The following is a 24,977-nucleotide window of genomic DNA, read 5'->3' on the forward strand; positions in this document are numbered from 1 at the left end:
CCGGCCCCGCATCAATCCTCGGCCAAAAACTCCGTTTCCATCTTCGACGCCAGCTCCTGGGCGAAATTGTCCAGCTCCACCGTCAGCACCCGCAGGTGATGCAAAAGCCAGTTGTAACCAAACATCGAGGGAATGGCCACCAACAAACCGGCCACCGTGGTGATGAGCGCGGCCGCCACCCCCGGCGCCATGGCCGTCAGCGTGGCCGTGCCCTGCTGCGCCACGCCGGCAAAGGTGCTCATCACGCCCCAAACCGTGCCCAACAGCCCCAGAAACGGGGCCCCGCTCACCGCAATGGCCAACAGAATCAAACCCGATTCCAGTTTCAAGGCCTCCTGCGCCACCGCATTCTCGAGGACGCGTTTGACATGTTCCATGCCCTTCAGCGACACATGCCGGCGCCGCGTTTCCCCATCGGCCCCCCGCAGGCGTGCATCCAGTTCGGCACAACCGGCCTGATACACCACAAACAAAGGGCATCCCTCCGCCTCCACGCGCCGATCGAACAACTCCAACAAGCGCTTCTGCGATCGAAAGGCCGACAGAAAATATTGATTGAGCTTCCGCGCCCGCCGCATCTGCAGGGCTTTCGAAATCATGACCGACCAGGCCATGATCGAAAACAGGAACAGGCAAATGATGATGACCTTGCCCTCGGGCCGGGCCTGGCTCCAAATGTAAACCAGCTCCCACTCGGTGGACAGCGGTCGCGCCACCGCAGCTGCAAAAAAAAGGGGTTCTTTCATGCCCACACGTCCTTCACTACCGCTCCAGGTCGTAGAGGAACCGATGCGCCGGGCGGAACGTGACGACGGTCCGGATCTTCACGGGCGAGATCCGAACGATTCGGACGGCGCACTTGATACCGCTGCCGAACCGCCCATGCCAAGGCTTTTCGCACGCGCCGCCTCAGCATGCCGCGCCCGGGCGGAGCAGCCTCTCAAACCGCCCGTCCGGAACACTCCGACTGCCCCGGCCCCCTTTCCGAATCTCCGGCCGGCCCGGAGGAAAAAAGACCGGCGGCCCCGGGGGACCGCCGGCGGATCGCAGGCTGTGGGTGTGCCCCGCGTCAAATGCCCTTCTGGATCATGTGCTTGAGCAAATCGCCCACGCGGCAGCTGTAGCCCCACTCGTTGTCGTACCAGCTCACCAGCTTGAAGAAGCGCTTGTTCAGTTCAATGCCCGAGCCTTCATCGTAGATCGAGGACAACGGACAATGGATGAAGTCGGTGCTGACCACCTCCTCGTTGGTGTAACCAAGAATGCCCTTCAGGTAGGTCTCGCTGGCCCGTTTCATGGCCGCGCTGATCTCGGCATAGCTGGTCTCCTTCACCGTGCGCACGGTCAGATCCACCACCGACACCGTCGGGACCGGCACCCGGAACGCCATCCCGGTCAGCTTGCCCTTGACCTCGGGCAGCACCAGACCCACCGCCTTGGCCGCCCCCGTGCTGGAGGGAATCAAATTGATCGCCGCCGTGCGGCCGCCCTTCCAGTCCTTCTTGCTGGGGCCATCGACCACCTTCTGCGTGGCCGTGTAGGCATGGACCGTGGTCATCAGGCCCTCTTCGACGCCGAAGCCCTCCTTCAGCAACACGTACACCAGCGGCGCCAGACAGTTGGTGGTGCAGGAAGCATTGGAAACGATGTGATGTCGGGACGGGTCGTACTTGTCATGGTTGACCCCCATGACCACGGTCAGGCAATCCCCCTTGGCCGGCGCGGTGATGATCACTTTCTTGGCCCCGGCCGTCAGGTGACCCTTGGCCTTCTCCACGTCCGTGAACAGGCCGGTGGCCTCGATCACCACGTCCACCCCCAGATCCTTCCACGGCAACTGCGACGGATCCTTGGCGCTCACCACCTGCATCCGGTGGCCGTTCACAATGAGAATGTCGTCATCCGGCCGGTCCGGGCTGGATTTCTCCGAGGCGATGGTGCCCTGAAACCGCCCCTGGGTGGAATCGTACTTCAGCAGGTAGCCCAGGTTGTCCGCCGGAACAATGTCGCCCACCGCCACCACGTCAATGTCCCGGCCCACCATGCCCTGCTCCACCAGCGCGCGGTACACCAGCCGTCCAATCCGGCCGAATCCGTTGATCGCAACTTTGACTGCCATAGGTTTCGTTTTGTCTTCCTTGTTGTCCTTGCCAGAAACTTAAGCAAGCATGCTAGCCGACGAACCGCGCCGGTCAACCCGCTTTTCCTCGTCCACCCCTGTGTCGCCGGCCGCGCGTCCCGGCGAACCAGGCAGCCCAGTCCGGCCTTCGCACCCGCCCGGACGCTTCAAAGAGGTCCGGGGGTCGGTTGGGGATTGGGACCCACGACTCCGGCGCCCGGACTCGAAAGGTCCGCCGGGCGCTGGGGGTTGTCTCCCCGCGCCGTCGCCACCCCGCGGTCCCTGCCCACCAATCGCCGGGCCGGCGGCCCGGGGGGCGTTGCGCCCTGCCGCAATGCCCTGGTCCGGGTCGCTCTATCGCTCCAGCCTGATCTCGGCCACGTCGATGCGCCCGCCGCGCACCTCCAGGAAGGGCCGCCCGCGGCGTACACCCACCAGGCCGTAGCCCGTGGCCGTGGCGATGAAACATTGAAAATCCCCGCGCAGCCGCGGACGCAGATGCAGCACTCGCGTGACCGCATCGTATCGGGCCCCGCTCAGCGCCAGCAACAGGCCATAACTCGACAACGCCCGCGCGTACCAGTGGCCGCACTCGTACTCGTTGAACGGGTTTCGCACCCGGCCGTCATAGCGCGCCCGGGCCGTGCGCACGATGTGCAAGCCCTCGGCCACATGGCCCAGCAGGATCAGGTGAGAGGCCACCTGGTATTCGATCCCGGTCCAGACCTCATTGGAATACACAAACGGCAGCGAGGGCATGCCTCCTTTGGGCCAGGTACAGAGCAGCAAACCGCCCTCGGCACCGCAGGCATAACTCGGCCGCTGCGGATTCGCATGATCCGTCAAATCCTCCCGCAGGTTGTAACGGTACACCGACAGCAGGTGCTGGCGTACCTTGGCCTCGTCGAGCACCGGCGGCACTCCGCACATCCGCGCCAGCCAGTCCCCCAGCACACCATCCGACAAACAGCCGGTGCCGTACTGGTACTTCGGCCCCTCGCGCCGGATGAGTTCGGCCGCCTCGGGCGAGTCGGCCCCCGGCAGCACCGCCCCCGGCGACCATTGCACCTTTTGAATGAAGTACTCGCCGTTCCACAGCTCGGTTTCCATGCGCTGGCGACCCGCCGCCAGCAGGGTTTCGTAGCGGTGCACTTCCTCCCCCAACGCCCGCCCCATCTCGACCGCCGCCCGCAGCGCGCCCAGGTAAAAGCTCGTGCACATCCCGTCGGGTCCGAAAAACTCGATGTCGTAGGTGTTGTGATGCGGTTCTTCGAGCCAGCCGCGCTGGTGCGGGTCCCAGGTCGCGATGCAATACTCCAACGACTGGCGCACGCGCGGCCAGAGCCGGCGCAGCCACTCCGTGTCCCCGCTGATGCGCCACTCGCGATACACCTTCATGATCCCGCCCAACTGTCCGTCGGCGGCGGCATGAAAATCGTGGACCGTGGGCCGGATGGGCAGGTTGCTGCGAAACTGTTGATGGCCGCGTTCATCCTGCGAGGGGCCGAACTCCGTTTCGCGCAGGGTGCGTTCCAAAGCCGGGAACAAGTGCGGGATGGCCTGCGCGTAGTTCCAGACGTGCGTACAACTGCCGTGGCAACACCCGCTGTTGTCGCTGCAGCCCTCGAACGCCCACAGCCGTCCGTCGGCCTGCCGCAACACCGTGGGGGACTTCAGGATGGTGAGGTTGGCCGCCACAGCTTCCATCACCTCGGGCGGCAGGGTCGAGGCATGAAAACAGTCGCTGAACCGTTGCGACCGTTCGCGGAGGTCGGCGTAGTGCCGCCGCCAGTATTCCGTCACCTCGCCGATGCCGCTGAACCGCGCGGCGTACCACGGCCTGTAGGGATCCACGGGCGGTGCACCCTCGGGGTCGCGTCCGTAGCGAAGGTTTGTCTCGCCGACGTACCAGGCAAACCGGAGGATAACGGTGCGAGTCGCTCGGGGCTCGAGTCGAAACGGCACGAACAGCGTGGCGCCGGGCGCCGGTGTGCCGTCCGTGACCGGCGGCCGGTCCACGCAACGTCCCTCCGCAATGTCCTTCCAGGCCATCGTCAGCGGATCGAACCAACCGCCGCGAAACCATGCATGGTTCACATGCACCTCCGGCTCGTCCACCGTGGCGGTGAAGGCGCCGGACTCCCACCCTCGTTCCTTGGGCGCGATCCCTTCCAACAGAAAGCCGCCAGGCACCGCTCGAACGGCGTGGGGATTCCGTCCCACGGCCATGAAATTCCGCGCGCTCCAGCTGAACACCACGTCCAGGGGCCGACGCGTTGGGTTGATAAACCGATACTCCAACGCGGCCACGGGGAGACTGCAGGCGTCCGCATCCCCCGGCTCGAACGGGCTCCAACCCGTGATCTGCACCCGCAAGGGCACCTGCGCGTCCCACAGGGTCACCCTGGCGAAGGGAAACCGCGCCTCGAACCGGGCCCCCCGGAACCGTGGCAGACCAAACGCCGTGCCCGCCGCCCCGTTGCCCGAGCCCGGCTGCCCGAATTTTTTCCAGTCCGGCACCGGCCCTTCCAATACCCGCGCAACCGGCTTTTCCCCGCGAATGCACACGGCGCCGAACGTGACCGGCTCATGAAAGATCTCCGGCCGATGCCGCAGCGACACATGCGACAGGGCGCCGGTCCCCTCCAAACAGAGCATTCCCGCGCCAAAGCCCCCCAGGGGAAAGGCCACACGACGAAGTCGCTCCCCTTCGTAAACCAGCGTCCAACCCGCCTGCCGGTCCGGCCGACGCGCCACCGGCTGCGCCGCGCCCCATCCTGCCGGGGCACCTGCCAGAACGCCGGTCGCCCCCAGGCCGGCTGCGCCCAGTTTCAAGAATTCCCGCCGGCGCATGCCGCGGGCCGCGGAAGGGGTCACACGTGAAGCCATAAGCTCAAGCACGCAGGGTTCGCAGTTGGTTGGCGGTTGTTTGGAAACTGGTCCGGTCGCTCTCTACCCCGACGCAGCCGGGGGGCGCAAGTCCGGAATACCGGTCCTGTTGGGTGAGGCAACTCAGTCGCCGCGCCGGCCGGCACCTCCTTTCGGCGTGGAGTTGCGCCGCCGACACGGGTAGTCTGGCGCTCGCTATGCGATCACGCGTCCGATCCGATGAACTGTTCACCGCGGCACAAAGATGGCTGGTCGGTGGGGTCAACTCGCCCGTACGCGCCTTCCGCGCCGTGGGCGGCAACCCGTTCTTCGTGGAGCGCGCCGCCGGATGCCGCGTGTGGGATGTGGACGGTCATGAGTATGTGGATTACGTGCTGACCTGGGGCCCGGCCATCCTCGGACACGCTCATCCGCGCATCGTCACCGCGGTTCAGGCGGCCGCGGCGCGCGGGACCAGCTTTGGGATCCCCAACCCCGCCGAGGTCCGCATGGCCGAGCTCATCTGCCGCAGCGTTCCGACCATCGAAAAAGTCCGCTTGTGCAATTCCGGGACCGAAGCCTGCATGACCGCCATCCGGTTGGCCCGCGGCTTCACCGGCAGGGACAAAATCATCAAGTTCGCCGGCTGTTACCACGGCCACGTCGATTCGCTCCTGGTGAAGGCCGGAAGCGGCGCGCTCACTTTCGGCCATCCCGACAGTGCCGGCGTCCCGGCCGACTTCGCCAAACACACGCTGGTGCTGCCCTACAACGAGACCGAACCCGTCCGGGCGGCCTTCGCCGCCTACCCCGGACAGATCGCCGCCATCATCCTCGAGCCCGTGGCCGGCAACGCCGGCCTGTTCCTGCCCCGGCCCGGCTGGCTGGAGTTTCTCCGTCAAATCACTGAAAAAGAAGGCGCCCTACTGATCTTTGACGAGGTGATGACCGGTTTTCGCCTGGCCCCGGGCGGAGCCCAGCAACGCTTCGGCATTCGACCGGACCTGACCACCCTCGGCAAGATCATCGGCGGCGGACTGCCCGTGGGGGCCATTGGCGGTCGGGCCGAAATCATGGATCATCTGGCGCCGCTGGGGCCCGTCTATCAGGCCGGCACCCTCAGCGGCAACCCGCTCGCCATGGCCGCCGGGATCACCGCCCTGGAAGAGTTGGGGGTGGAAACCCATCCCCCGGCCACCAACCCGGTTTACCAGCGGCTGGAGCAGTTGGGAGCCCAACTCGAAGAAGGATTGCGTCAGGCCGCCCAAATGGCCGGAGTTCCCCTGGTCCTCAACCGCTGCGGTTCCATGTTCGGCCTCTATTTCACTTCCCAACCCGTCTGGAACCTGGACGACGCCCTGCGCAGCGATCGCGAGCGGTTCCGACGTTTCTTCCACGGCATGCTCGAAGCCGGCATCTACCTGGCTCCGTCGCCTTTTGAAGCCGGATTCCTCTCCACCGCTCATACGGACGCGGAAATCGAAAGCACCGTCCGCGCGGCCGCAGCGGTCTTGAAAACCTTGTAACATGCCGGCGCCCGGTCCCCTGTCCTCCGCGTCCCGATCCGACCCGAGGGAGCTGCGGCCGCTGCCCGAAGCTGCAGGCCTTTCAGGCCCGTCCCCCGGTCCCGCGCCCGGTCAGCACAAAGGCGATCTCCGGGGTTTGCGGAGCATCCTCCCGCACGAGTGGGTTTTTGGCGCATATCTGGCCATCCTGGCCGCCCGCCTCACGCTCGCCGGAGGCGCGGCCGCCGCGTGGTCGTGGGTCTTTTGGACGTGCCTGGCCGGCAGCGTCGGCGTGATCATGTGGGCACGCCGAAAGCCGAGTCCCCTCCGCTGGCGGATCCGGCTGCTGTACTACCCGGCTGCCATGGGGATCAGTTTCTACGCCATGGAACCGGCCCTGCCACTCCTGCAGCCCAAGACAGATGATCTGTTACTGGCCTGGGACAGGGCCCTGCTCGGAGAAACCCCGGCCGTCGCCTGGGAGGGTTGGCTCCACCCGTGGCTGGTGGACATCGCCATGGCCGGCTACCTCTTCTTCTTCTACTACCTGATCGCCTCGCCCGGCTGGTATGCCCTTCGCGACCTGCCACGATTTCGCCAGTGCATCGTGGGACTCTTCACCCTCTACGGCCTCGGGTTCCTGGGATACACGATCCTCCCTGCCGGCGGACCGCATCGGTATCTCGAGTTCAATCGCCCCCTCGAAGGAGTCTGGTTGCTGCCCCTGACCCTGGACATCGTGAATGACGGAAGCAACTGTGTGGACGTGTTCCCCAGCATCCATTTCGCCGCCACGCTCTACCTGCTCTTGTTCGACTGGCAGCATCACCGGCGGCATTTCTGGCTGGCCTGCCTCCCCTGCGTGATTCTCTGGTTTTCCACCCTTTACCTGCGCTTCCACTACTTCGTGGATCTGCTGGCCGGCTTGGGCATCGCGGTAATCGGCTGGTGGGTCGCCCGTGCCTACGCAGTCTCGAAGCTCGAAGCCGCCTGCCAGGCCGAAACAGAGGCCCTCCGGGTCGAGCGCACCCGGGGGCGCCAGCACAACCCGTCCACTTCCCCCGGACCCTGACCGGGCCTGCAAAGAAAGCAGTGCCGGAGCCCGACCCGTTCCACCGGTGGCGACCCGGGAAACGAGGCCCGAGAGAACGCGCTGTCGAACGGCCGCGCCAGCGGCCACCGAACGAAGCTCAATCGAAAACCACGAAGCTCCTGCCGGGGTGCAGACGGCCCGCTGAGACACGCGGATTTTCAGCGGCGATCAAATGATCGATCCCCCGGCAGGAGCCCGATGGTTTCCCGCCGCCCACCCTCGTGGGGGCGGACCATAAATCCCCCCTTGGCGGTTTGAACCAACCCGGAAAAGCTTGCGCGGAACTCAGACCGGCTGCGGCAAAACCTGCTCCGGCGCAGCTTCCCCTGCCTCCATCCCATGCCCCTCGACGCCGTAGTGGAACCCGGTCTCGTCCTCGTAACCCACTGGGGCAAAGTGGACCGCCACCAAACTGACCAACCAGGCCACCACGCTCAGCCCCGCATATGCGCCCAGAATCTCCATCATGCCCCACTGCAGAGCAGAACCTATACCACCTGCCAAAAGTCCGCTAAACCCACGCCGCGAGCCCTCCGCCAACGCCGCTCATGTCTTCAAAGAAGACAGTTGCCGTCCAAGAACTGGACACCGGCTCTGAAACAACCGCCAAAATCGACACCCGGTCCCTGCCGCACCGCGCTCCCACGCCTGCCTCGACCCGCACCTCTACGGCCATCCCCGCCCCCTGCTTCGCAGATCCGAGATCCGAGACAAATTCGGTCCTTCCACCAGATGCACCCGTTTCAGCCTCGGGGTCGGGACAAAGCCTTTGTCAGGAGGCCCGTTGCCCCGGTCCGGTCCCGCCGCCCGGGCACACGCCACCGTTCCTGCCGCACCAACACAGCCGCCTCGGGAAAGCGCGGTTCCAGAACTACGTCCCACGAAAGCCCACCGACCCGGGCCATTCCCCGCCTGCCACCTGACCTGCCCGAACGAACCCTCGCAACTTCTGCAGACGTGTTGCCGGAAACCCCTTTCTTGGCCGGTCACCCGCCCACGGTCCCCGTCGAAGCAGCCGATGCTTCCACCACACAACCGTTCGGGTACGCGACCCCGGGTCCCCGAACCGCGTAACATCGCCCTTTCACAAACCGCGCTTTAAAAAGGATCTCGTGCGGGGCAACCTGCGAGAGCCACCTCCATTTCCAACCTGCTTGGGGGAACACCCCCGAGGGTTCATACGCCGGCCGGGATCTCCGCGGACCCAAGCTCCACCATGCCGGGCGTTCCAACCGTTCGGACTCTCTTTCCCCCACCGGGCGTTCCGACACCGATTTCCCCCCGGCTTGCGACCGTGACCACAAAAACATCGGCGTGCCCCGACGGGCTGGACTGCCCGTTGGACATCCGCTTCAGGCACGCACCGCGGCATCCGCCCGCATCAGCAACTGGCGCAACACATACGGGAGAATCCCGCCATGCCGGTAGTAATCGATCTCGATGGGCGTATCGATGCGGCATTGCACCGGCACCGATTCCTCACGCCCGTCCGCCCGCCGAATCCGCAACGTCAGCATCTGCTGCGGCTGCAGCCCGGGCCCGAGATCCGGTACCTCGTAAACCTCCGTCCCGTTCAGGCCCAGCGTTTGCGCACTCACCCCCTCGGGGAACTGCAGGGGCAGGACCCCCATGCCCACCAGATTGCTCCGATGGATCCGCTCGAAGCTCCGCGCAATCACCGCCCGCACCCCCAGCAATCGCGTCCCCTTGGCCGCCCAGTCCCGGGAGGAACCCGTGCCGTATTCGTGCCCGGCCACGACCACCAACGGCACCCCGCGCCGCTGATACTCCATGGCCGCGTCGTAAATGGACATCTTGACGCCCTCGGGCTGCAGCAGCGTGTACCCGCCCTCCTCGCCGCCCAGCATCAGGTTCTTGATGCGCACGTTGGCAAACGTGCCGCGAGTCATCACCCGATCGTTCCCGCGCCGACTTCCATAGCTGTTGAAGTCGGCGAAGGCCACGCCCTGTTCCAACAGGTACCGTCCCGCCGGCGAATCCTTCTTGATCGACCCGGCCGGCGAAATGTGGTCCGTCGTAACGCTGTCCCCAAAAATCCCCAGCGCCCGCGCCCCCAGGATCGGCTGAATCCCGGGCGGCTCCAGCGAGAAGTCCTGGAAAAACGGCGGCTCCTGAATGTACGTCGATTGCGGGGACCAGTTGTACACCAGACCCGTGGGTGCGGGGATTTCATTCCACTTGGGATTCTGCCGGGCAAAATCCCGGTACAGCTTCCGGAACAACTCCGGCCGCAACGCCTCCTGCATCACCGCCCGCAGTTCCTCCGCCGTGGGCCACAAGTCGGCCAGGAACACCGGACGCCCCTCCCGATCGTAACCAATCGGCTCACAACTCATGTCGATGTCGGCCCGACCCGCCAGCGCAAACGCCACCACCAACGGCGGCGACATCAAAAAGTTCGCCTTGATGCTGGGGTGCACGCGCGCCTCGAAATTGCGGTTCCCGGACAACACCGCCGCCGCCACAAAGTCGTGCTGCTGCACCGCCTGCTCGACCGCCGGATCCAGGGGCCCCGAGTTACCAATGCAAGTCGTGCATCCATACCCCACCACATGGAAGCCCAGCCGATTCAGGTACTTTTGCAGCCCCGTTCGTTTCAAGTACTCGGACACCACCCGCGATCCGGGCGCCAGCGACGTTTTCACCCCCGCCGGCACCTTCAACCCCAACTCCACCGCCTTCCGCGCCAACAACCCCGCCGCCAACATCACGCTGGGGTTCGACGTGTTCGTACAACTGGTAATCGCCGCAATCAGCACCGTCCCCGTGCCCACCCGCGCCCGGCGCCCCGAAGCCATCCGCACCGTCACCGCCCGCCCATACTCCCGGCGACTCTTCCCGAACCCCCCTTCCGTCACCGGCCGCTGCAGAGCCCGGAAGAACTCCCGGCGCAGATTCGGCAGCTCGATTCGGTCCTGCGGCCGCTTCGGCCCCGCCACGCTCGGCGTGACCGTGCTCAAGTCCAGCTCCACCACCTGGGAGTAATCCACCTGACCCGGCTGCGGCATTCCCCACAACCCCTGGGCCCGGTAATACGCTTCATACAACCGACAATGTTCCTCGCTCCGCCCCGTGGCGCGCAAATACTCCACACACGCCTCGTCAATCGGGAAGAACCCCATCGTTGCCCCGTACTCCGGAGCCATGTTGGCAATCGTGGCCCGGTCCACCACCGGCAACGCCGCCGCCCCGGGACCGAAAAACTCCACAAACTTCCCCACCACTTTCGTCCGACGCAGCAACTGCGTCACCGTCAGCGCCAAATCCGTCGCCGTGGAGCCCTCGGGCAAACTCCCCGTCATGTACACACCCACCACGTCCGGCGTCAGGAAATAAACCGGCTGCCCCAGCATCCCGGCCTCAGCCTCGATCCCCCCGACGCCCCAACCCACGATGCCCAGCCCGTTGATCATCGTGGTGTGACTGTCCGTCCCCACCAACGTGTCCGGGTAATACAGGGGCGGCTCCCCATCCGACTCGGGCCCCCGCAACACCCCCTGCGCCAAATACTCCAGATTCACCTGATGAATAATCCCGATGCCCGGGGGGATGACCCGGAACGTCTCGAACGCCTGCATCCCCCATTTGAGGAACTCGTACCGCTCCCGGTTCCGCGCAAACTCCAATTCCAGATTCCGCTGCAGCGCATCCGCCGAGCCGTACGCGTCCACCTGCAGGGAGTGATCCACCACCAAATCCACCGGCACCAGCGGCTCGATCAGCTTCGGATTCCGCCCCATCCGCGCCACCGCCGAGCGCATCGCCGCCAGATCCACCAGCAACGGCACCCCCGTGAAATCCTGCAACACAATGCGCGCCACCACGAACGGGATCTCCTCCGTGCGCGGCGCCTGCGGCCGCCACGCCGCCAACGCACGCACCGCCGATTCCGGCACTCGCCGCCCGTCACAATTCCGCAGCACCGATTCCAACACCAGCCGCAACGACACCGGCAGGCGCGAAATCGGCCCCAAACCCGCGCGCTCCAACTGCGGCAACGAGTAAAACCGGCCCCGCCGGCCGTCGCCCACCTCGAACGTCTGCAACGTGTCGAACAAATTGTGCAATGTGCTCATGATCCGCTTGCCTCCGGCCCACGTTTGCGATGGGCGCGTGTGACTGCTCACTCTGACGCCACCCTGCCCGACCGTCAAGCGAACGAACTCCCGCGCCTGGGAATGGCCCTCGTCCGCTGCCCGGGGAAGGGAAACCACACGATGTTCGAAAACCGCCTTGATTCAACGCAGGCGCCTTCCACGGCAAGAACTTGTGCGGGGGCTTTCCCAGGAAATCGGCTCTTTTCCGGCGCCTGGTTACGGCGGGTCGAGCCTGCGCGCGATCCGGGGTTCGATTTCCAACCGTCCAGCGCACCAGACGGATCGGCAGCCCGTCATCCTTGCCGCCGCGTTCCCCGCGGGCGCTGCACACCTGCTGATTCGAACACCGCCCGCTCCGCCCCGGGGATCCCTTCACACGTCCCCTCCACCACCGAAAGCGGCAACAATCGTACACCCTTCGGTCAAAAAGCCGCCTCGGACGAATGAGGGTCTCCGCGAAAAGTGGAATGGATCCCGCTCAGAAGCGCGGCAACCCAATCGGGCCGGAAGCTTGCAAGTCCCCATCGGACCCGAACCCTGCGTGCCGGAGAGGCACCCGGCTGAGGGAGGAAGCGCGATCACGCAGCCGCCGGGGCCCAAACCAGGGCGGAAGCCAATGCTTTCCACTCTCCCCGGCACCCCAATTCTCCTGCCGGAGGTCCGGCCCCCGGCACTTTGCCCGGGCGCAGTGCCGGCCTGAAGCGCCAACTCCGCAACTCCCCGCGCGAATGCCGTGTTTCTTCGGGTTTCCCGTGCCGAGGACGCCCGAAACCCGGCCGCGCTTGCGGATGTCTCCGACACCCGAACCCTGCCGATTCCCCCCGGCCCTTGCCGGTTTCAACTTGCTGCACGCGGTCGCCCCCGTTCAGTATTACGAAAGATTTGGATAGTATGAAAGCGAAGATCCTCAGGCGACACCGGTTCCCGACACGGCCCTCCCGAACCAAAGGCGTCACACCCAACACCTCCACCCCCTCCCGGCTCCGGCCCCGATGGGTCCGCCCCGGCCTCTGCCTCGGGCTTCTCCTCGCCCTGACCCGCCCCCCTGCCACCGCCCAACCGCTCCCCCCGGCGCAAACCCTTCCTCCCGTGGTCGTCACCGGCCGCGCCGATGACCTCGTCGGCATCGCCGACGCCGCCAGTGTCGGCTACATCGGCTCCGCCCAACTGGACTCCCGCCCCAAACTCCGCCCGGCCGAAGTCCTCGAAACCGTCCCCGGTCTCATCGCCTCCCAACACAGCGGCGCCGGCAAGGCCAACCAATACTATCTCCGGGGCTTCAACCTCGACCACGGCACCGATTTCGCCGCCAGCCTCGAAGGCATGCCCCTGAACCTGCCCACCCACGCCCACGGCCAGGGATATCTCGACCTGAACCCGATCATCCCCGAACTCATCGACTACCTCGAGTTCCGCAAAGGTCCCTACTACGCAGACCTGGGCGACTTCTCCTCCGCGGGAGCCGCCGACCTGTACTACGTCCGCCATCTGCCCTCCGCCCTCTTGCGACTCGAAGCAGGAAGCTTCAACTACGCTCGGGGCCTCTGGGCAGAATCCCTCCGGTTCGACTCCGGTGATTGGCTTTACGCGATAGAAGGCCACTATAACGACGGTCCGTGGACTCACCCCGAACATTTCGTCAAGGGTAACGCGTTGCTTCGCTGGTCCACGGAACGCGACGGCACACGCTTCAGCCTCCTGGCCACCGCCTACCGGGGGGAGTGGGACGCCACCGATCAAATCCCTCGCCGTGCCGTGGGCCCCACCTTCAGCCAGTGGAACACCCTGGATCCCACCAGCGGGGGAGACTCCCACCGCTTCAACCTGATGGCCCAGTGGGCCCAACACCGCCCCCAATCCCACACCCGCGCCCTGGCCTACGCCGCCCACTACGACCTCGACCTCTTCTCCAACTTCACTTACTTCCTCGACAACCCGGACCGGGGCGACCAGTTCGAACAAGCCGACCGCCGGTGGATCCTCGGCACCAAAACCGAACACGCACGCCTCTGGGATGCCACCGAACTGGCTTTTGGCCTGGACCTCCGCGCCGACTTCATCCGCAACGGGCTCCATCGCACCCAAAACCGCCTCCGCTGGGAAACCATCCGTGCCGACCGCGTCACGCAGGTCGCTCTCGGTCCGTACCTGTATCACCGCCAGCAATGGTCCGAATGGCTGCGCAGCTACGCCGGGTTGCGACTCGACGCCGGATTCTACGAGGTGGACAGCAACCTGCCCGTCAACAGTGGCTCCGAGTCCGATGCCCTCTGGAGCCCCAAGCTCGGCCTGGTTTTCGGACCGTGGAAGCGGACTGAATTCTACCTGAACGCAGGATTGGGCTTCCACAGCAACGACGGCCGCGGCGCCACCACTCGCCTAGACCCGGCCTCGGGCGAGCCCGTCTCACCCGTCGACCCCCTGGTGCCCACCCGCGGCGCCGAAATCGGCCTGCGCACCACCTGGATCGACGGTCTCCACAGCACCTTGAGCCTCTGGATCCTCGACATCGACAGCGAACTGCTCTTCCTCGGAGACGCCGGCACCACGGAGGCCAGCCGACCCAGCCGCCGCTTCGGCGTCGAATGGGCCAATTTCTTCACCCTCCGCCCCTGGCTCGTCTGCGACCTCGACGTGGCCTGGTCCCATGCCCGCTTTCGCGATGACGACCCGGCCGGCGATCACATTCCCGGCGCCCCCGAGTGGGTCATTGCCGCAGGACTCACCGTCCCCGAGGCCGGGCGCTTCTCCGGCAGCCTTCGCCTGCGATACTTTGGCCCCCGCCCGCTCATCGAGGACAACTCCGTGCGCTCCGAGGCCACCGCCCTGGTCAGCGCCGAAATCGGCTATCGCTTCCTCCCCCGTTGGTCCGTGGCCCTGCAAGCCTTCAACCTGCTCGATCGCCGCGACAACGACATCGATTATTACTACATCTCGCGCCTGCCCGGGGAACCCCTCGAGGGTGTGGCAGACGTCCATTCTCACCCCGCCGAACCCTTCGCCCTCCGCCTCGTGCTCACCGGCCGATTTTAGCCAGCACCCGCATAAGTATGACTTACGCGGCTTCGGCCCCGCACCCCTCGTGGAGCCGCGGTCCACACCCCCGTCCGCACAAACACAGACCGCCGCGGCGCGGTCGTGCCGCCGCGCTTGTTCAAACCCCGCAGGCCACCCTCGAACAATCCTCCCTCCTCGTCCCCACCCCGGGTGCCCGCCCGGGCGGCCGGGGCCCGGAGGCTTCTCAATACACATCCCGGCAGTATCGCCGCTCCGCTCGCATCCGGGCCACGTACTCCGCGGCAGCCTCGGCACTCAAACCACCCGCCCGCCGAATTACCTCGTGCAACGCCGCATCCACATCTCGCGCCATGTGTTTCGCATCACCACAAACGTAAAAGGCCGCCCCCTCTTCCAACCACCGCCACAACTCCCTGGCATGTTCCAACATCCGGTGCTGCACATAGACCTTGTGCTCCTGATCCCGCGACCAGGCCAGCTCCAGGCGCGTCAGGATCCCGTCGCGCTGAAACTCCTCCAGCTCTTCCTCGTAAAGAAAGTCCGACTCCCGATGCTGGCCGCCAAAGAACAGCCAGTTCCTTCCTCGTGCCCCCGTGGCCCTGCGCTCCTGCAGGAAGCCACGAAAAGGCGCGATCCCTGTCCCCGGGCCCACCATGATCAGCGGCGTGTCCGGCGCCGGCGGTCGGAAGGAGGGATTCCGGTGGATAAAGACCGGCACCGGCCCCTCCGTGGCCGCCCGGTCGGCCAAATACGTTGAACAAACGCCCCCGCGCTTGCGGCCCCGCAACTCGTACCGCACGACGTTGACGGTTAAATGGACGTCATGCGGACAACACAGCGGGCTCGAGGCAATCGAATAAAGCCGTGGCTGCAACGGCCGCAGACACATTACGAGTTCCGCCGGCGTCAACCCGAGATTCGGACACTTCTCAATCAGATCCAACAGATGCCAGCAGCTGCCGTCGCCTGAAACGCCGTTGTTCCCGGGCCGTAGCAGCTCGGCACACGCCCCGTTGTCCTTCGCCCTCTCACGCAGGAGCGCCATCCATTTGTCAGAAGGCCGGGCAATGTCGTAATGCTTCAAAAGCGCAAGCCGTACCGGGACCACCTGCCCGTCGGGGCCGGGTACCGGATCCTCCCCGTCCGAACCCAGCCACTGTAACAGCGCCTCCACCAGAGCCGGGTCATTCGTGGGATACACACCCAGGGCATCGCCGCAGGCATAGGTCATGCCCGAGCCTTCCAGGGACACGACAAAATGCCGGACTTCTTTGGCCGACGCCGGTCCACTCAGCCTCCGGTTTTCAATCAGCCGGGCTGGAAACGGATTGCGGCGATTGTAACGCGATCCCTCGGCGGGCGATGGTTCCCCGGCGACATCCTTCGGCGCCGCGCTCTGCACTTCTTCATGCGGGGGACGGGGGGCGTCCCGGAGACCGGGCGGCGCCGCCCCGGGATTCCTCAGGAGTGCATTCAGCGCGGCCTGCAGCCATTGTGCAAAGGGTTCCTCGAAATCCACGTCGCAATCCTGCCGCGGAGCCACCCGCCGCGCCCCCAACCGTTCCAATCGCGCATCCAGGTCCCGACCAAACTGGCAGAACCGCGGATAATTACGGTCCCCCAGGGCACAAACACTGAACCGAACGCCCGTCAAACTCGGGGCCGTTTCCCGACGCAACGCCTCCCAGAACCCCTTGGCATTGTCCGGAGGCTCTCCGTCTCCGTATGTGCTCGTGATGAGAAGCAGGCTTTCTTCTCGGGTCAGTTGCGACACGTCGTATTGTGCCATGTCATGAACCCGCGGCACGAACCCCTGCCGGGATGCCTCCCGGGCCGCACGGCGCGCCAGCCGCTCCGCATTCCCCGTCTGCGACCCAAACAGGATGGTCAAAGGTCGAAGCGATCGCTCCGGCGCCTGCGGCACCGGTTCGGTCACCGGCACATACGAAAACAGGCCCGCCAGAAACCCGTTCAACCACGCCCGTTGCTCCGCTGTAAACGGAGCCGATTCGGGAATGACCGGCACCCACCGCAACGGAGGCCGGGAAACCGTGGTCGCACCGGGCCGGGAAGCCGGCCGATCGACCCCCGACCCGTCCGGTAGCGTCGACCCCATCCATGCGGATTCCGATTTCCCGCCGGGCGTCCCCGCCATCGCCACCGCGCCCGGCTTCTGATCCAAAAGTTCCGAGACAGGTCGAACACTCATGAACTGAACATCTCCTGCAGTTCTTTGAGCTCGTGCCGCCGGGTGAAATCGACGAAGGATTCCCCTCCCCGACGGCGCTCCAGATACACCCGAAGCATGCGTTCCAACAGGCGGGGGAGCTCCGTAGCCAGGATCCCCGAAAACAGCTGGCGGCCGATCCCCGCTGCCGGCCCGGTCCCGCCACCGACCACCACGTTGTATGCCTCCACGCTTTCCCCCTGGAGCGTCACTTTCACGCCCTGCAGCCCGATGTCGCCGATGTAATGCTGCGCACAAGAATGTGGACAGCCCGTAAAATGAATGTTCATCGGGAGGTCCAGGGACACCCTCTGGCTCAGCCATTGTCCCACCGCCACCGCGTGGCCCTTGGTGTCCGTGGCCGCATATTTGCATCCCTTGCTCCCCGTGCACGCCACGAGTCCTCCCAGAACATTCGTGGCCTCATAGTGAAACCCCATGCGTACCAAACCTCGCTTCACCGTCTCCACGTACGCGTCCGGAATGTCGACCAGCAGCAGATTCTGCCACGGCGTCAAGCGAATCGAACCCGAACCATAGTGGGTGGCCAGTTCCGCCAGGCGCCGCATCTGCCGACTGCTCATCAGTCCCACGGGGATCACCACGCCGATGTAGTTCAACCCCTTTTGCTTCTGGCGATAAACCCCGATGTGTCCGTGACGCACGGGCGGCGGGGGCAACTCGCATGCCTCCAGAGGCACCCGCACCAACGGAAATGCCAGCTGCTTTTGCGTCTCCTCCAGAAACCGGTCGAGTCCCCAGCGATCCACCAGGTACTTGAGCCGCGCCCGCTGGCGGTTGGTGCGATCCCCGTGCTCTGCAAACACGCGAATCATGGCCGCGGCAACAGCCACCGATTGCTGGGGCGGGATCAAGATTCCCGCATCTTGTGCCAACTGTTTGTGCCCGGTAATGCCGCACACCCTTACCCGAAAATACACGCCCGGAGAAACTGCCGTCGTCCCCGCAACCCCGGAGCGCTGGAGACTTTGCTCCGTCACCCGCACGGCCAGGAAACCGAGGTCATTGGTGTCCGACAGCGTGTCGATGGCGCCCCCGCCCTCGAAGGCGACATTGAACTTCCGCGGCAGGTCATAGAGGTCCCGGTGATTCAGAATGTAATGATGCAGGGCATGGGCATACGGCCGCACATCCAGCAATTCCTGAGGGTCGATCCCCGCCGTCGGAGAGGCCGTGATGTTTCTCACATTGTCCACGCCGGCTCCCTTGGACGTCAGGCCCAATCCCTGCAACCGGATCAACACCTGCACCATGTCTTTCGGCTGGATCTGGCGAATCTGGATGTTCGACCGCGTGGTGATCGCGGCGCGACCGTCCCCAAACTCGTCCGCAAGATCGGCCAGCCCCTTGAGCTGCGCGGCGGTGAGCTCGCCGGCAGGGATGCGGCACCGCAACATGAGGCTGTTCTGCGCCGGCGCCACGTAAAACAACCCGTAGAAACGAAAGCGAAACGTGTTCTCCTCATCCGGGAATCGGTTCGCCTCGGCATGGGCCAGGATCCGATCCCAACAATCCAAACCGTGCTCCTCAAACTTCCAACGCTCCTGCTTGCACAGCTCCTCCACCGGCGTTCCGTGAAAGGTCGGCCGGTCTGCCAAATTCGCACCTCCCTGCGCGGGGTCGTCAGTCAGAGTCCCCTCGGCCGTGACCCCGACAAACGGGTATTGCGCCCGCTGCGCCACCCCCGCCAACAGGCCGGCCAGATACTCCTTTTGCTCGGGCGTGAACGCTCCCTGCTCCACAACCCTCGCCGTGTCGATCAACGCTCGATTCATGAGGCCTCCGTTCCACTGCGATCCCCCGCGGCGCGCCGGAGCCGCACAGCCGTATGCTTATAGGCCGGCTGCCGCGAGAGCGGATCAAACGCCGGGACCGTCAACCGGTTGGTTTCCCCATAGTGCATCGGCATGAACACCTGCCCGGGCTGAACCCCGGGCGTCACGAAAGCCACCGCGTGCACGGCAGCATGCCTCGAGCTGACCTCCACGCGCTCCCCGGACCGCAGGCCCAGTCGGGCCGCATCCAACGGGTTCACCTCCACATACGCCTTCTGGGGATACAACTGCCGCAACACCTCCGACTTGCCGGTGCGGGTGTTGGTATGCCACTGGGCACTGGTCCCGCGCCCCGTCAACAGCACCATCGGATACCGGTCATCCGGGCGGTCCGGCGGGAGATCGGGCGCTTCGAACCAAAACCGGGCACGTCCATCCGGAGTAAAGAACCGACCGTCCGAAAACAACCTCCGCTCCCGGCACGGACCCGCCAGGATCTCCATCGCCGCCTCCTCCCCGCGAGAGCGCGTTTCGGACTCCGGCCACGGCCACTGAATCCCGCCGCAACGTTCGAGCATCCGGTAGCCCGTCACACCGGAGAAATCGCAGGGCCGCCCGGCCGACAGCCGTCGCAGGATGTGAAACACGGCCTCCGGGGAACTCCAGTCCCGGAACCATTCCGCACATCCCCAGGCTTCCGCCACGAGCTGAAAAATCCGAAAATCCGGCAACGCCCGCCCCGGCGCACGCGACACTTTCCGCACCAGCCCGATTCTGCGTTCACTGTTGATGAACGTGCCATCCTTCTCTCCCCACCCTGCCGCGGGCAACAACAAGTGCGCGCGCTGCGCCGTTTCGGTCGTGGCATACATGTCCTGCACCACCAGGAACTCCAGCTTCTCCAGGAGAGCCGCCCAGCGATCCCGGCCGATCCACGAATGCACCGGGTTGGTGCCCACGACCCACAACCCCTTGATCGCCCCGGCGTCGATCGCGTCGAGGATCTGATCATAAGCCAGCGAGGGACGGTCAGGGATCCGATGCAACGGAATGTTCAACAGCCGCGCCACGTCCTCTCGATCCTCCCGGTTCAGGAAATCCCGGCCCGCCGGAAGACTTGTGAAGTTGGCAAACAACCGGGAGCCCATGGCGTTGCACTGTCCGGTGATGGAATTCGCTCCCGTGCCGGGTCGGCCGATGTTTCCGGTCATGAGGGCCAGGTTGATGACGGCTTCGGCCGTGCGCGTGGCCTGATGCCCTTGATTCACGCCCATCGTCCACCAAAAACTCACGGCGCGCCCCCGAGCAATGGCCCGGGCACAACGTTCGATCTGGGCCGGACGCAGGCCCGTCTCCCGAGCCACGCGTGCCACGGAAAAATCCCGCACAAATTCCGCAAAGGCCTCGAAGCCGGACGTGTGCGCCCGGATGAAGTCGGGCCGGAACGCACCCTGCTCGATGAGCCAGCAGGCCAGGCCGTAAAGCAAAATCAGGTCGGTCTTGGGGCGCAGCGCCAGGTGCTGCGTCGCACAAAGAGCCGTCTCCGTTGTTCTCGGGTCCACAACAACGATCTCCGGTCGGTTCGGATTTCGCATCACCCGCTGCCACAGGATGGGATGAGCAATGCACGGATTGGCCCCGATGAATACCAGCACGTCCGATTCCTCCAGATCCGCGAAGGTGTACGGCGGGGCATCGAACCCGAACGCCTGCTTGTAGGCCACCACGCTGGTGGCCATGCATTGCCGGGTATTCGAATCCGCATGCAGCCCGCCCATCCCGAACTTGAACAACGCCCCCAGGAAAGCCATCTCCTCGGTGCAAATCTGCCCGGTGCTCAGGACCGCTACCGACTCCGGCCCGTGCTTCTCCATCAGGGCTTTGAACCGGGAAGTGAACACCGCAAGCGCTACCGACCAGTCCACCGGCTCGAAGCGGTGCGTCTCCGGGTTGCGCAGCAACGGGCAGGTGGCACGATCCGGTGCCCGCAGGGGCGTCAGCGCTTCCCACCCCTTGGGGCAGGCCATGCCTTGATTGACCGGATAACTCGGATCCGGCGTGAGATTCACCGGTTCCCCGTCACGTATGTGGATCCTCAATCCGCATCCGACGGAACAGAAGCCACACACCGACCCTGTGGTCGCCGTCGGCACCAGACGCGCCGGAACCATGCCCAGTCCGCACGGCCCCGCCGACAACCGGGACTCCCGGCTCAACGGTCCGTCGCGACGCACCAGCCAGTCAGGCCATTGGAACGATCGACTGCTCATACGACGGGATTCCCGGGCATCTTTCGAGACTGCACCGCCATGAAAAAGCCGGCTCGCTCCAAAACCTCTCCCACCCAGGTACATGACGCACTTGTTACTGCACCCAGCAGCAGCCACGGACGGGGTTCCTTCCAGGTCTCACTCCACAGGGCCAGACAAAGAACCAGCGGAATTACCACCGTACCGATCAACGTCCAGGCCACCCGGCTTCGATCCCACCGGCCCAGCTCTCCGGTCAACACCAACGCCGTCTTGTGCAGCGGACCGAAATCATCATCGTAGACATGCCGCAGGATCCTGCCGTCGCCGGCCAGCTTGAAGACTCCCCCGGCGCAGACACTCAGGGCAATCCACGCCCAACCATCCACGGGAACCGGCCCCAAACTCGCCAGCACAAGCGCGCTCACACCCCCCAACAACCACACACTCCCCAGAAACCGGGGCCCGGCAAACCGCAGTTTCCAAAACTCCCGCCGGGTATCGTCATAGACCTTGCACGAGCAAAACACCGTCAGCAGCCCCAGGGCCCCGGCGACTGCGGGCCATAAAAAACCTCCTTCGGAGACAAACACCTCCCGGACCACCGCAAGCCCGGCCCCACAGGCGAACAGTCCGAGTGCGACAATCTCCCGGCTCAACCACGAGGTTCGCAAACCCAGAAACGCCCGCCACGCTCCCTCAGGCCTGCCCAGGTGCAAAAGGCTCACTCCCACCCCCGCCAGGACCATGGCCGCAGCCGTGGCCACAGGCATCCAGGACAACATCGAACCCGCGGCAGCTCCACCGAAGGCCCGCAGCAGGCCTGCATACAAAAAGAGCCCCGCGGCGCCCTGGGTCAGCAACAACAGGAACACCAGCGGCCAGTGTGCCGGCTGGCGAGTAACATGCTCCCGATCAGCCGCCCGCAGGAGCCGGAACATCGACCGCTCCGTCTTGTACACCGTGGCGGGAAGCGTGATCGCAGGATCTGGTGCATCCGGCAACCATGACTCCGCCGTGGCCCCGGGCATCCCGGGCAGGCCACGATAACGGCCGCGCAGCCGCGCAGTGTCGACCAGCCGAATCCGGATTGCGTGGTGCGGGCAGGCCTGGACACAGGCCGGCGCCTCGCCCCGGGCCAGCCGCCCACTGCACATGTCACACTTCCGCACAATGCCCCGCCCGCGGGAATACTGCGGGACCTCATAGGGACACTTCATGATACAGTACTGACAGCCGATGCACTGGTCATCCAGGTGCCGGACAATTCCCGTAACCGGATCCTTCTCATACGCCAGCACGGGACAACCCGCCAGACACGCAGGCTCAACGCAGTGATGACAAGCCGTAGTGACCGTCTGATGCCATGCATGCCGGCTGCTCCCACTCTGTAACACCCCGGTCCAACGCCACGTTTCCCCCTCATCCAGACCGTTGAGGGCATGGCAGGCCGCCACACACGCCTTGCAGCCCGAGCACAGATCCAGGTCCACCTCGAACGCATACTGCTCCCCTGCGGCCGGCATCCTGCCGGGCAGCAGATCCTGATAAACCCCGCGCCGCCCGGCACCCCACCGATCTTTCCACGAGGCAAACCGTTCCGCCGCGGAAAGCTCCTCCGGACCGGGGAGCAGCGGGTACGCCATGCCGGTTCCATAACTCGCCACACCGCTCGCCCCCCATCGCCTCCTTGTTTCACCCGTAGCCATCGCCGACCCTTCCTCACTTGGGGCTGACAGCCACTTCCGTTTCACGCCCGGGCCGCAACCACACCTCCTCGGCACGCGGCAGGGCCCTTCCGTGCTCGGCGATCCAGCGGCCCACCCAACGGACCTCCACGCGCAACAACACCACCAGCGCCAGCGCCGCCATCATCGCCAACCCGAAGTATCCCGGCTCATAGGAATCGAACCACTGCCGGGAACTGCCCAACAGATTCGGCACCACGAAACCACCACACCCACCCGCCGCGCCCAGGATACCCGTCGCCGCGCCGAGATTCGCGCTGTATCGGTGGGGCACGAGCTGGAAGACAGCCCCGTTGCCCATCCCCAAACATGCCATGATCCCCACCAGCAGGGCGGTCGCGACCCCTGCTGTGTCCGCCCGGGTTACCAGCACCAGTAACAACCCAACCGATCCATAGAGAAGCCGCAGCATCCTCAATCCCCCGAAGCGGTCTGCCAACGCGCCACCCACGGGCCGCAAGAGGCTCCCGGCCAGCACCGTGAGCGATGTCAGATCCCCGGCCGCCACCCTCGAGACGCCGTACCGGTCATGCAGATACACGGACAGGAAGCTGGCAAGCCCTACGAACCCTCCGAAGGTGATCGCATAAAAGAAGCAAAAGATCCCCGTATCCCGTTCTCTGAGAACCGAGAGAAAGCTCTCGCGGCAAGCGCCACCTGGCCGGGAGCCGGGAGCCTCGCGGGCGCAACAAACGAACACGACCGCCACCAGGATCAAAGGGATCAGAGCCAGTGCAAAGACGGCCCGCCAGCCGTACAGTTCCGCCAGTCGCGGCGCAAACAGTGTCGCAAACAGCGTACCCGAGTTCCCCGCCCCGGCGATCCCCATCGCCAGACCCTGATATTGCGGCGGGTACCACCGCCCGGCCAGGGGCAGGGCGGCCGCGAAACTCGCCCCAGCCACCCCCAGCAACAAACCGACCAGATACAACTTCGGCATGGAGTCCGCCCAAAGCCACCCGAGGCACAACGGCACGGCTGTCACTGCCATGCCGAGCAAGCCGGTTCGTTTGGGCCCGATCGTATCCGTAAGATGGCCGAGGACCAATCGCAGCAGCGAGCCCCCGAGCAGCGGTACCGCCGTCATCAGGCCCTTTTCCGCTGGACTCAACTGAAACTGTGCGGCCACATAGTTACCGAGGGCGCCCAGCAGCACCCAGATCATGAAACTCACATCGAAATACAAAAACGCACTGAACAATGTCGGCCAATGACCGACCCTCCAAAACGAACGGTTCGCCATGCCGCATCCCTTTTAGCAACCGCCATGCCGAAACCCCGTTTCATACGCCGGGTTGCACGGAAAAAGGCCGGCGCACCCCTTGGGAGTGGCCCGTGGCGCCGGTCTGCGGCGCGGCCGGAGATATGCAGAGGAGCGCCGGGACCCTCGGATGTCGGAGGATGACACTCCGGGGCCATGGCCACACGACGAACCCATGGATAAAACACGCCACCTGATCCCGTGGATCAGGTACGCTTTTGACCACATTGATCAAAAGAAATCCAAGGGGTGCAGGTTCCCGGAAAAGGACCGGTTCGTCACCCGACCGGGATGCCTCTGCTGCGCCGCCCGACCCCTAACCGCACCCCTCGAAGGCACACCCGGGTCCCATCGACCCTGAAGGCGGGATCGCGATGGGCGGGTCGGGAACGACAGCGGCCCATGCAGGACGGCGGATGTTTTTCCGGCACGTCCCGGTAGCGGGTTACCCGATCCCCAACCGCGACGGCCCCCAGGCCCTCGCCACGACCGGCACTGACGCGGAAAACGTCCGGAAGCCCTTGTGGCCCTCCCCCCATCGGCGATTCTCCACCTGCCGGATCCAGCCGGCCGCTCACGGTCCATCGCCCGTCCCGCTGGCGTGCGAGACGCCGCGTCCCATTCGGTTCCCCACCGCCCAGACGGCCCGTGTCGTCTCGACCGGCCTTTTTGCGCAACGTTAAGCTGGCCGACACCCCGCAGGAAGCCGGCAATTCGGCCGGGATGCCCTCCTACTTCCCGAGTCCCCAGGTATGCGCTCACGCGCAGTCCTGTGGGTGAGCCGGCAGCAGAGGGGCACAGGAGTACCGCAGCCCGCTGGTTCTCGAAGGGGGCAGCCACTCGCGGCTTCATCAGGGCTCCTGGACTTCTCCTGCGCTCGAACCCTGGTCTTCGACACAGAGCACCACACCCGCGGCGGGTATGGCGGACCCACCCACCGCGCTTGCAGAAGCCGCAACAGTCACGAGCAGTTCG

General features: G+C 65.2%; 13 protein-coding genes. 3 read left to right on the top strand and 10 right to left on the bottom strand.

The genetic code is table 11. The features are described 5' to 3' along the window. Window positions 1-11: 11 nt before the first annotated feature. The 3 genes from ACPDIT_RS05425 to ACPDIT_RS05435 all read right to left on the bottom strand — a co-directional run bounded on the left by ACPDIT_RS05425 (window position 12) and on the right by ACPDIT_RS05435 (window position 5,008). On the bottom strand, window positions 12-746 hold the full coding sequence (locus ACPDIT_RS05425) for a MotA/TolQ/ExbB proton channel family protein (RefSeq protein ID WP_423442155.1): 735 nt from the start codon (window positions 744-746) through the stop codon (window positions 12-14). 323 nt (window positions 747-1,069) lie between these two features. After that, window positions 1,070-2,119, bottom strand: a complete 1,050-nt coding sequence (gap, locus tag ACPDIT_RS05430) for a type I glyceraldehyde-3-phosphate dehydrogenase (protein WP_423442156.1) — start codon at window positions 2,117-2,119, stop codon at window positions 1,070-1,072. Window positions 2,120-2,473: 354 nt separating this feature from the next. Beyond that, window positions 2,474-5,008, bottom strand: coding sequence for a GH116 family glycosyl hydrolase (locus tag ACPDIT_RS05435; protein WP_423442157.1), 2,535 nt, complete (start codon window positions 5,006-5,008; stop codon window positions 2,474-2,476). A 197-nt stretch (window positions 5,009-5,205) separates the two neighbouring features. Here ACPDIT_RS05435 and hemL point away from each other — a divergent pair, with 197 nt between their 5' ends. Both hemL and ACPDIT_RS05445 read left to right on the top strand, forming a co-directional pair. After that, window positions 5,206-6,513, top strand: a complete 1,308-nt coding sequence (gene hemL / locus ACPDIT_RS05440; RefSeq protein ID WP_423442158.1) for a glutamate-1-semialdehyde 2,1-aminomutase — start codon at window positions 5,206-5,208, stop codon at window positions 6,511-6,513. 136 nt (window positions 6,514-6,649) lie between these two features. Continuing rightward, window positions 6,650-7,564 carry a phosphatase PAP2 family protein gene (locus tag ACPDIT_RS05445; protein ID WP_423442159.1) on the top strand — a complete coding sequence of 305 codons (915 nt, stop codon included), beginning with the start codon at window positions 6,650-6,652 and terminating at the stop codon, window positions 7,562-7,564. A 306-nt stretch (window positions 7,565-7,870) separates the two neighbouring features. Here the strand turns inward: ACPDIT_RS05445 and ACPDIT_RS05450 are convergent, their stop codons facing one another. Then, the gene (locus ACPDIT_RS05450; protein WP_423442160.1) at window positions 7,871-8,053 is read right to left on the bottom strand and encodes a hypothetical protein; all 183 of its coding nucleotides are present in this window, start codon (window positions 8,051-8,053) and stop codon (window positions 7,871-7,873) included. Between the two features lie 884 nt (window positions 8,054-8,937). After that, the gene (acnA, locus tag ACPDIT_RS05455) at window positions 8,938-11,682 is read right to left on the bottom strand and encodes an aconitate hydratase AcnA (RefSeq protein WP_423442161.1); all 2,745 of its coding nucleotides are present in this window, start codon (window positions 11,680-11,682) and stop codon (window positions 8,938-8,940) included. A 912-nt stretch (window positions 11,683-12,594) separates the two neighbouring features. Between acnA and ACPDIT_RS05460 the strand changes: the two genes are divergently transcribed. After that, on the top strand, window positions 12,595-14,736 hold the full coding sequence (locus tag ACPDIT_RS05460; protein ID WP_423442162.1) for a TonB-dependent receptor: 2,142 nt from the start codon (window positions 12,595-12,597) through the stop codon (window positions 14,734-14,736). Window positions 14,737-14,944: 208 nt separating this feature from the next. Here the strand turns inward: ACPDIT_RS05460 and ACPDIT_RS05465 are convergent, their stop codons facing one another. From ACPDIT_RS05465 to ACPDIT_RS05485, 5 genes are all read right to left on the bottom strand, one after another. Next, complete coding sequence (locus ACPDIT_RS05465; RefSeq protein ID WP_423442163.1) at window positions 14,945-16,930, bottom strand: sulfite reductase subunit alpha; 1,986 nt, start codon at window positions 16,928-16,930, stop codon at window positions 14,945-14,947. Continuing rightward, window positions 16,927-18,744, bottom strand: coding sequence for a NirA family protein (locus ACPDIT_RS05470; protein WP_423442164.1), 1,818 nt, complete (start codon window positions 18,742-18,744; stop codon window positions 16,927-16,929). Before ACPDIT_RS05470 ends, ACPDIT_RS05465 begins: the two co-directional genes overlap by 4 nt. Next, a complete protein-coding gene (locus tag ACPDIT_RS05475) occupies window positions 18,741-21,014 on the bottom strand; it encodes a molybdopterin oxidoreductase family protein (protein WP_423442165.1) in 2,274 nt (757 codons plus the stop codon). Before ACPDIT_RS05475 ends, ACPDIT_RS05470 begins: the two co-directional genes overlap by 4 nt. Then, the gene (locus tag ACPDIT_RS05480) at window positions 21,011-22,639 is read right to left on the bottom strand and encodes a DmsC/YnfH family molybdoenzyme membrane anchor subunit (RefSeq protein WP_423442166.1); all 1,629 of its coding nucleotides are present in this window, start codon (window positions 22,637-22,639) and stop codon (window positions 21,011-21,013) included. Before ACPDIT_RS05480 ends, ACPDIT_RS05475 begins: the two co-directional genes overlap by 4 nt. 76 nt (window positions 22,640-22,715) lie before the next feature. After that, window positions 22,716-23,984, bottom strand: a complete 1,269-nt coding sequence (locus tag ACPDIT_RS05485) for an MFS transporter (RefSeq protein ID WP_423442167.1) — start codon at window positions 23,982-23,984, stop codon at window positions 22,716-22,718. Between the last annotated feature and the right edge of the window lie 993 nt (window positions 23,985-24,977).

Source organism: Limisphaera sp. VF-2 (assembly GCF_049537125.1).
Classification (GTDB): domain Bacteria; phylum Verrucomicrobiota; class Verrucomicrobiia; order Limisphaerales; family Limisphaeraceae; genus Limisphaera.

Bases quoted from the DNA above. Each gene is read 5' to 3' on its own strand.
- ACPDIT_RS05470 (WP_423442164.1), bottom strand. From the start codon at position 18,744: ATGAATCGAGCGTTGATCGACACGGCGAGGGTTGTGGAGCAGGGAGCG.
- ACPDIT_RS05460 (WP_423442162.1), top strand. From the start codon at position 12,595: ATGAAAGCGAAGATCCTCAGGCGACACCGGTTCCCGACACGGCCCTCC.
- ACPDIT_RS05465 (WP_423442163.1), bottom strand. From the start codon at position 16,930: ATGAGTGTTCGACCTGTCTCGGAACTTTTGGATCAGAAGCCGGGCGCG.
- ACPDIT_RS05480 (WP_423442166.1), bottom strand. From the start codon at position 22,639: ATGGCGTACCCGCTGCTCCCCGGTCCGGAGGAGCTTTCCGCGGCGGAA.
- hemL (WP_423442158.1), top strand. From the start codon at position 5,206: ATGCGATCACGCGTCCGATCCGATGAACTGTTCACCGCGGCACAAAGA.
- gap (WP_423442156.1), bottom strand. From the start codon at position 2,119: ATGGCAGTCAAAGTTGCGATCAACGGATTCGGCCGGATTGGACGGCTG.
- ACPDIT_RS05450 (WP_423442160.1), bottom strand. From the start codon at position 8,053: ATGATGGAGATTCTGGGCGCATATGCGGGGCTGAGCGTGGTGGCCTGG.
- ACPDIT_RS05425 (WP_423442155.1), bottom strand. From the start codon at position 746: ATGAAAGAACCCCTTTTTTTTGCAGCTGCGGTGGCGCGACCGCTGTCC.
- ACPDIT_RS05475 (WP_423442165.1), bottom strand. From the start codon at position 21,014: ATGAGCAGTCGATCGTTCCAATGGCCTGACTGGCTGGTGCGTCGCGAC.
- ACPDIT_RS05435 (WP_423442157.1), bottom strand. From the start codon at position 5,008: ATGGCTTCACGTGTGACCCCTTCCGCGGCCCGCGGCATGCGCCGGCGG.
- ACPDIT_RS05485 (WP_423442167.1), bottom strand. From the start codon at position 23,984: ATGGCGAACCGTTCGTTTTGGAGGGTCGGTCATTGGCCGACATTGTTC.
- acnA (WP_423442161.1), bottom strand. From the start codon at position 11,682: ATGAGCACATTGCACAATTTGTTCGACACGTTGCAGACGTTCGAGGTG.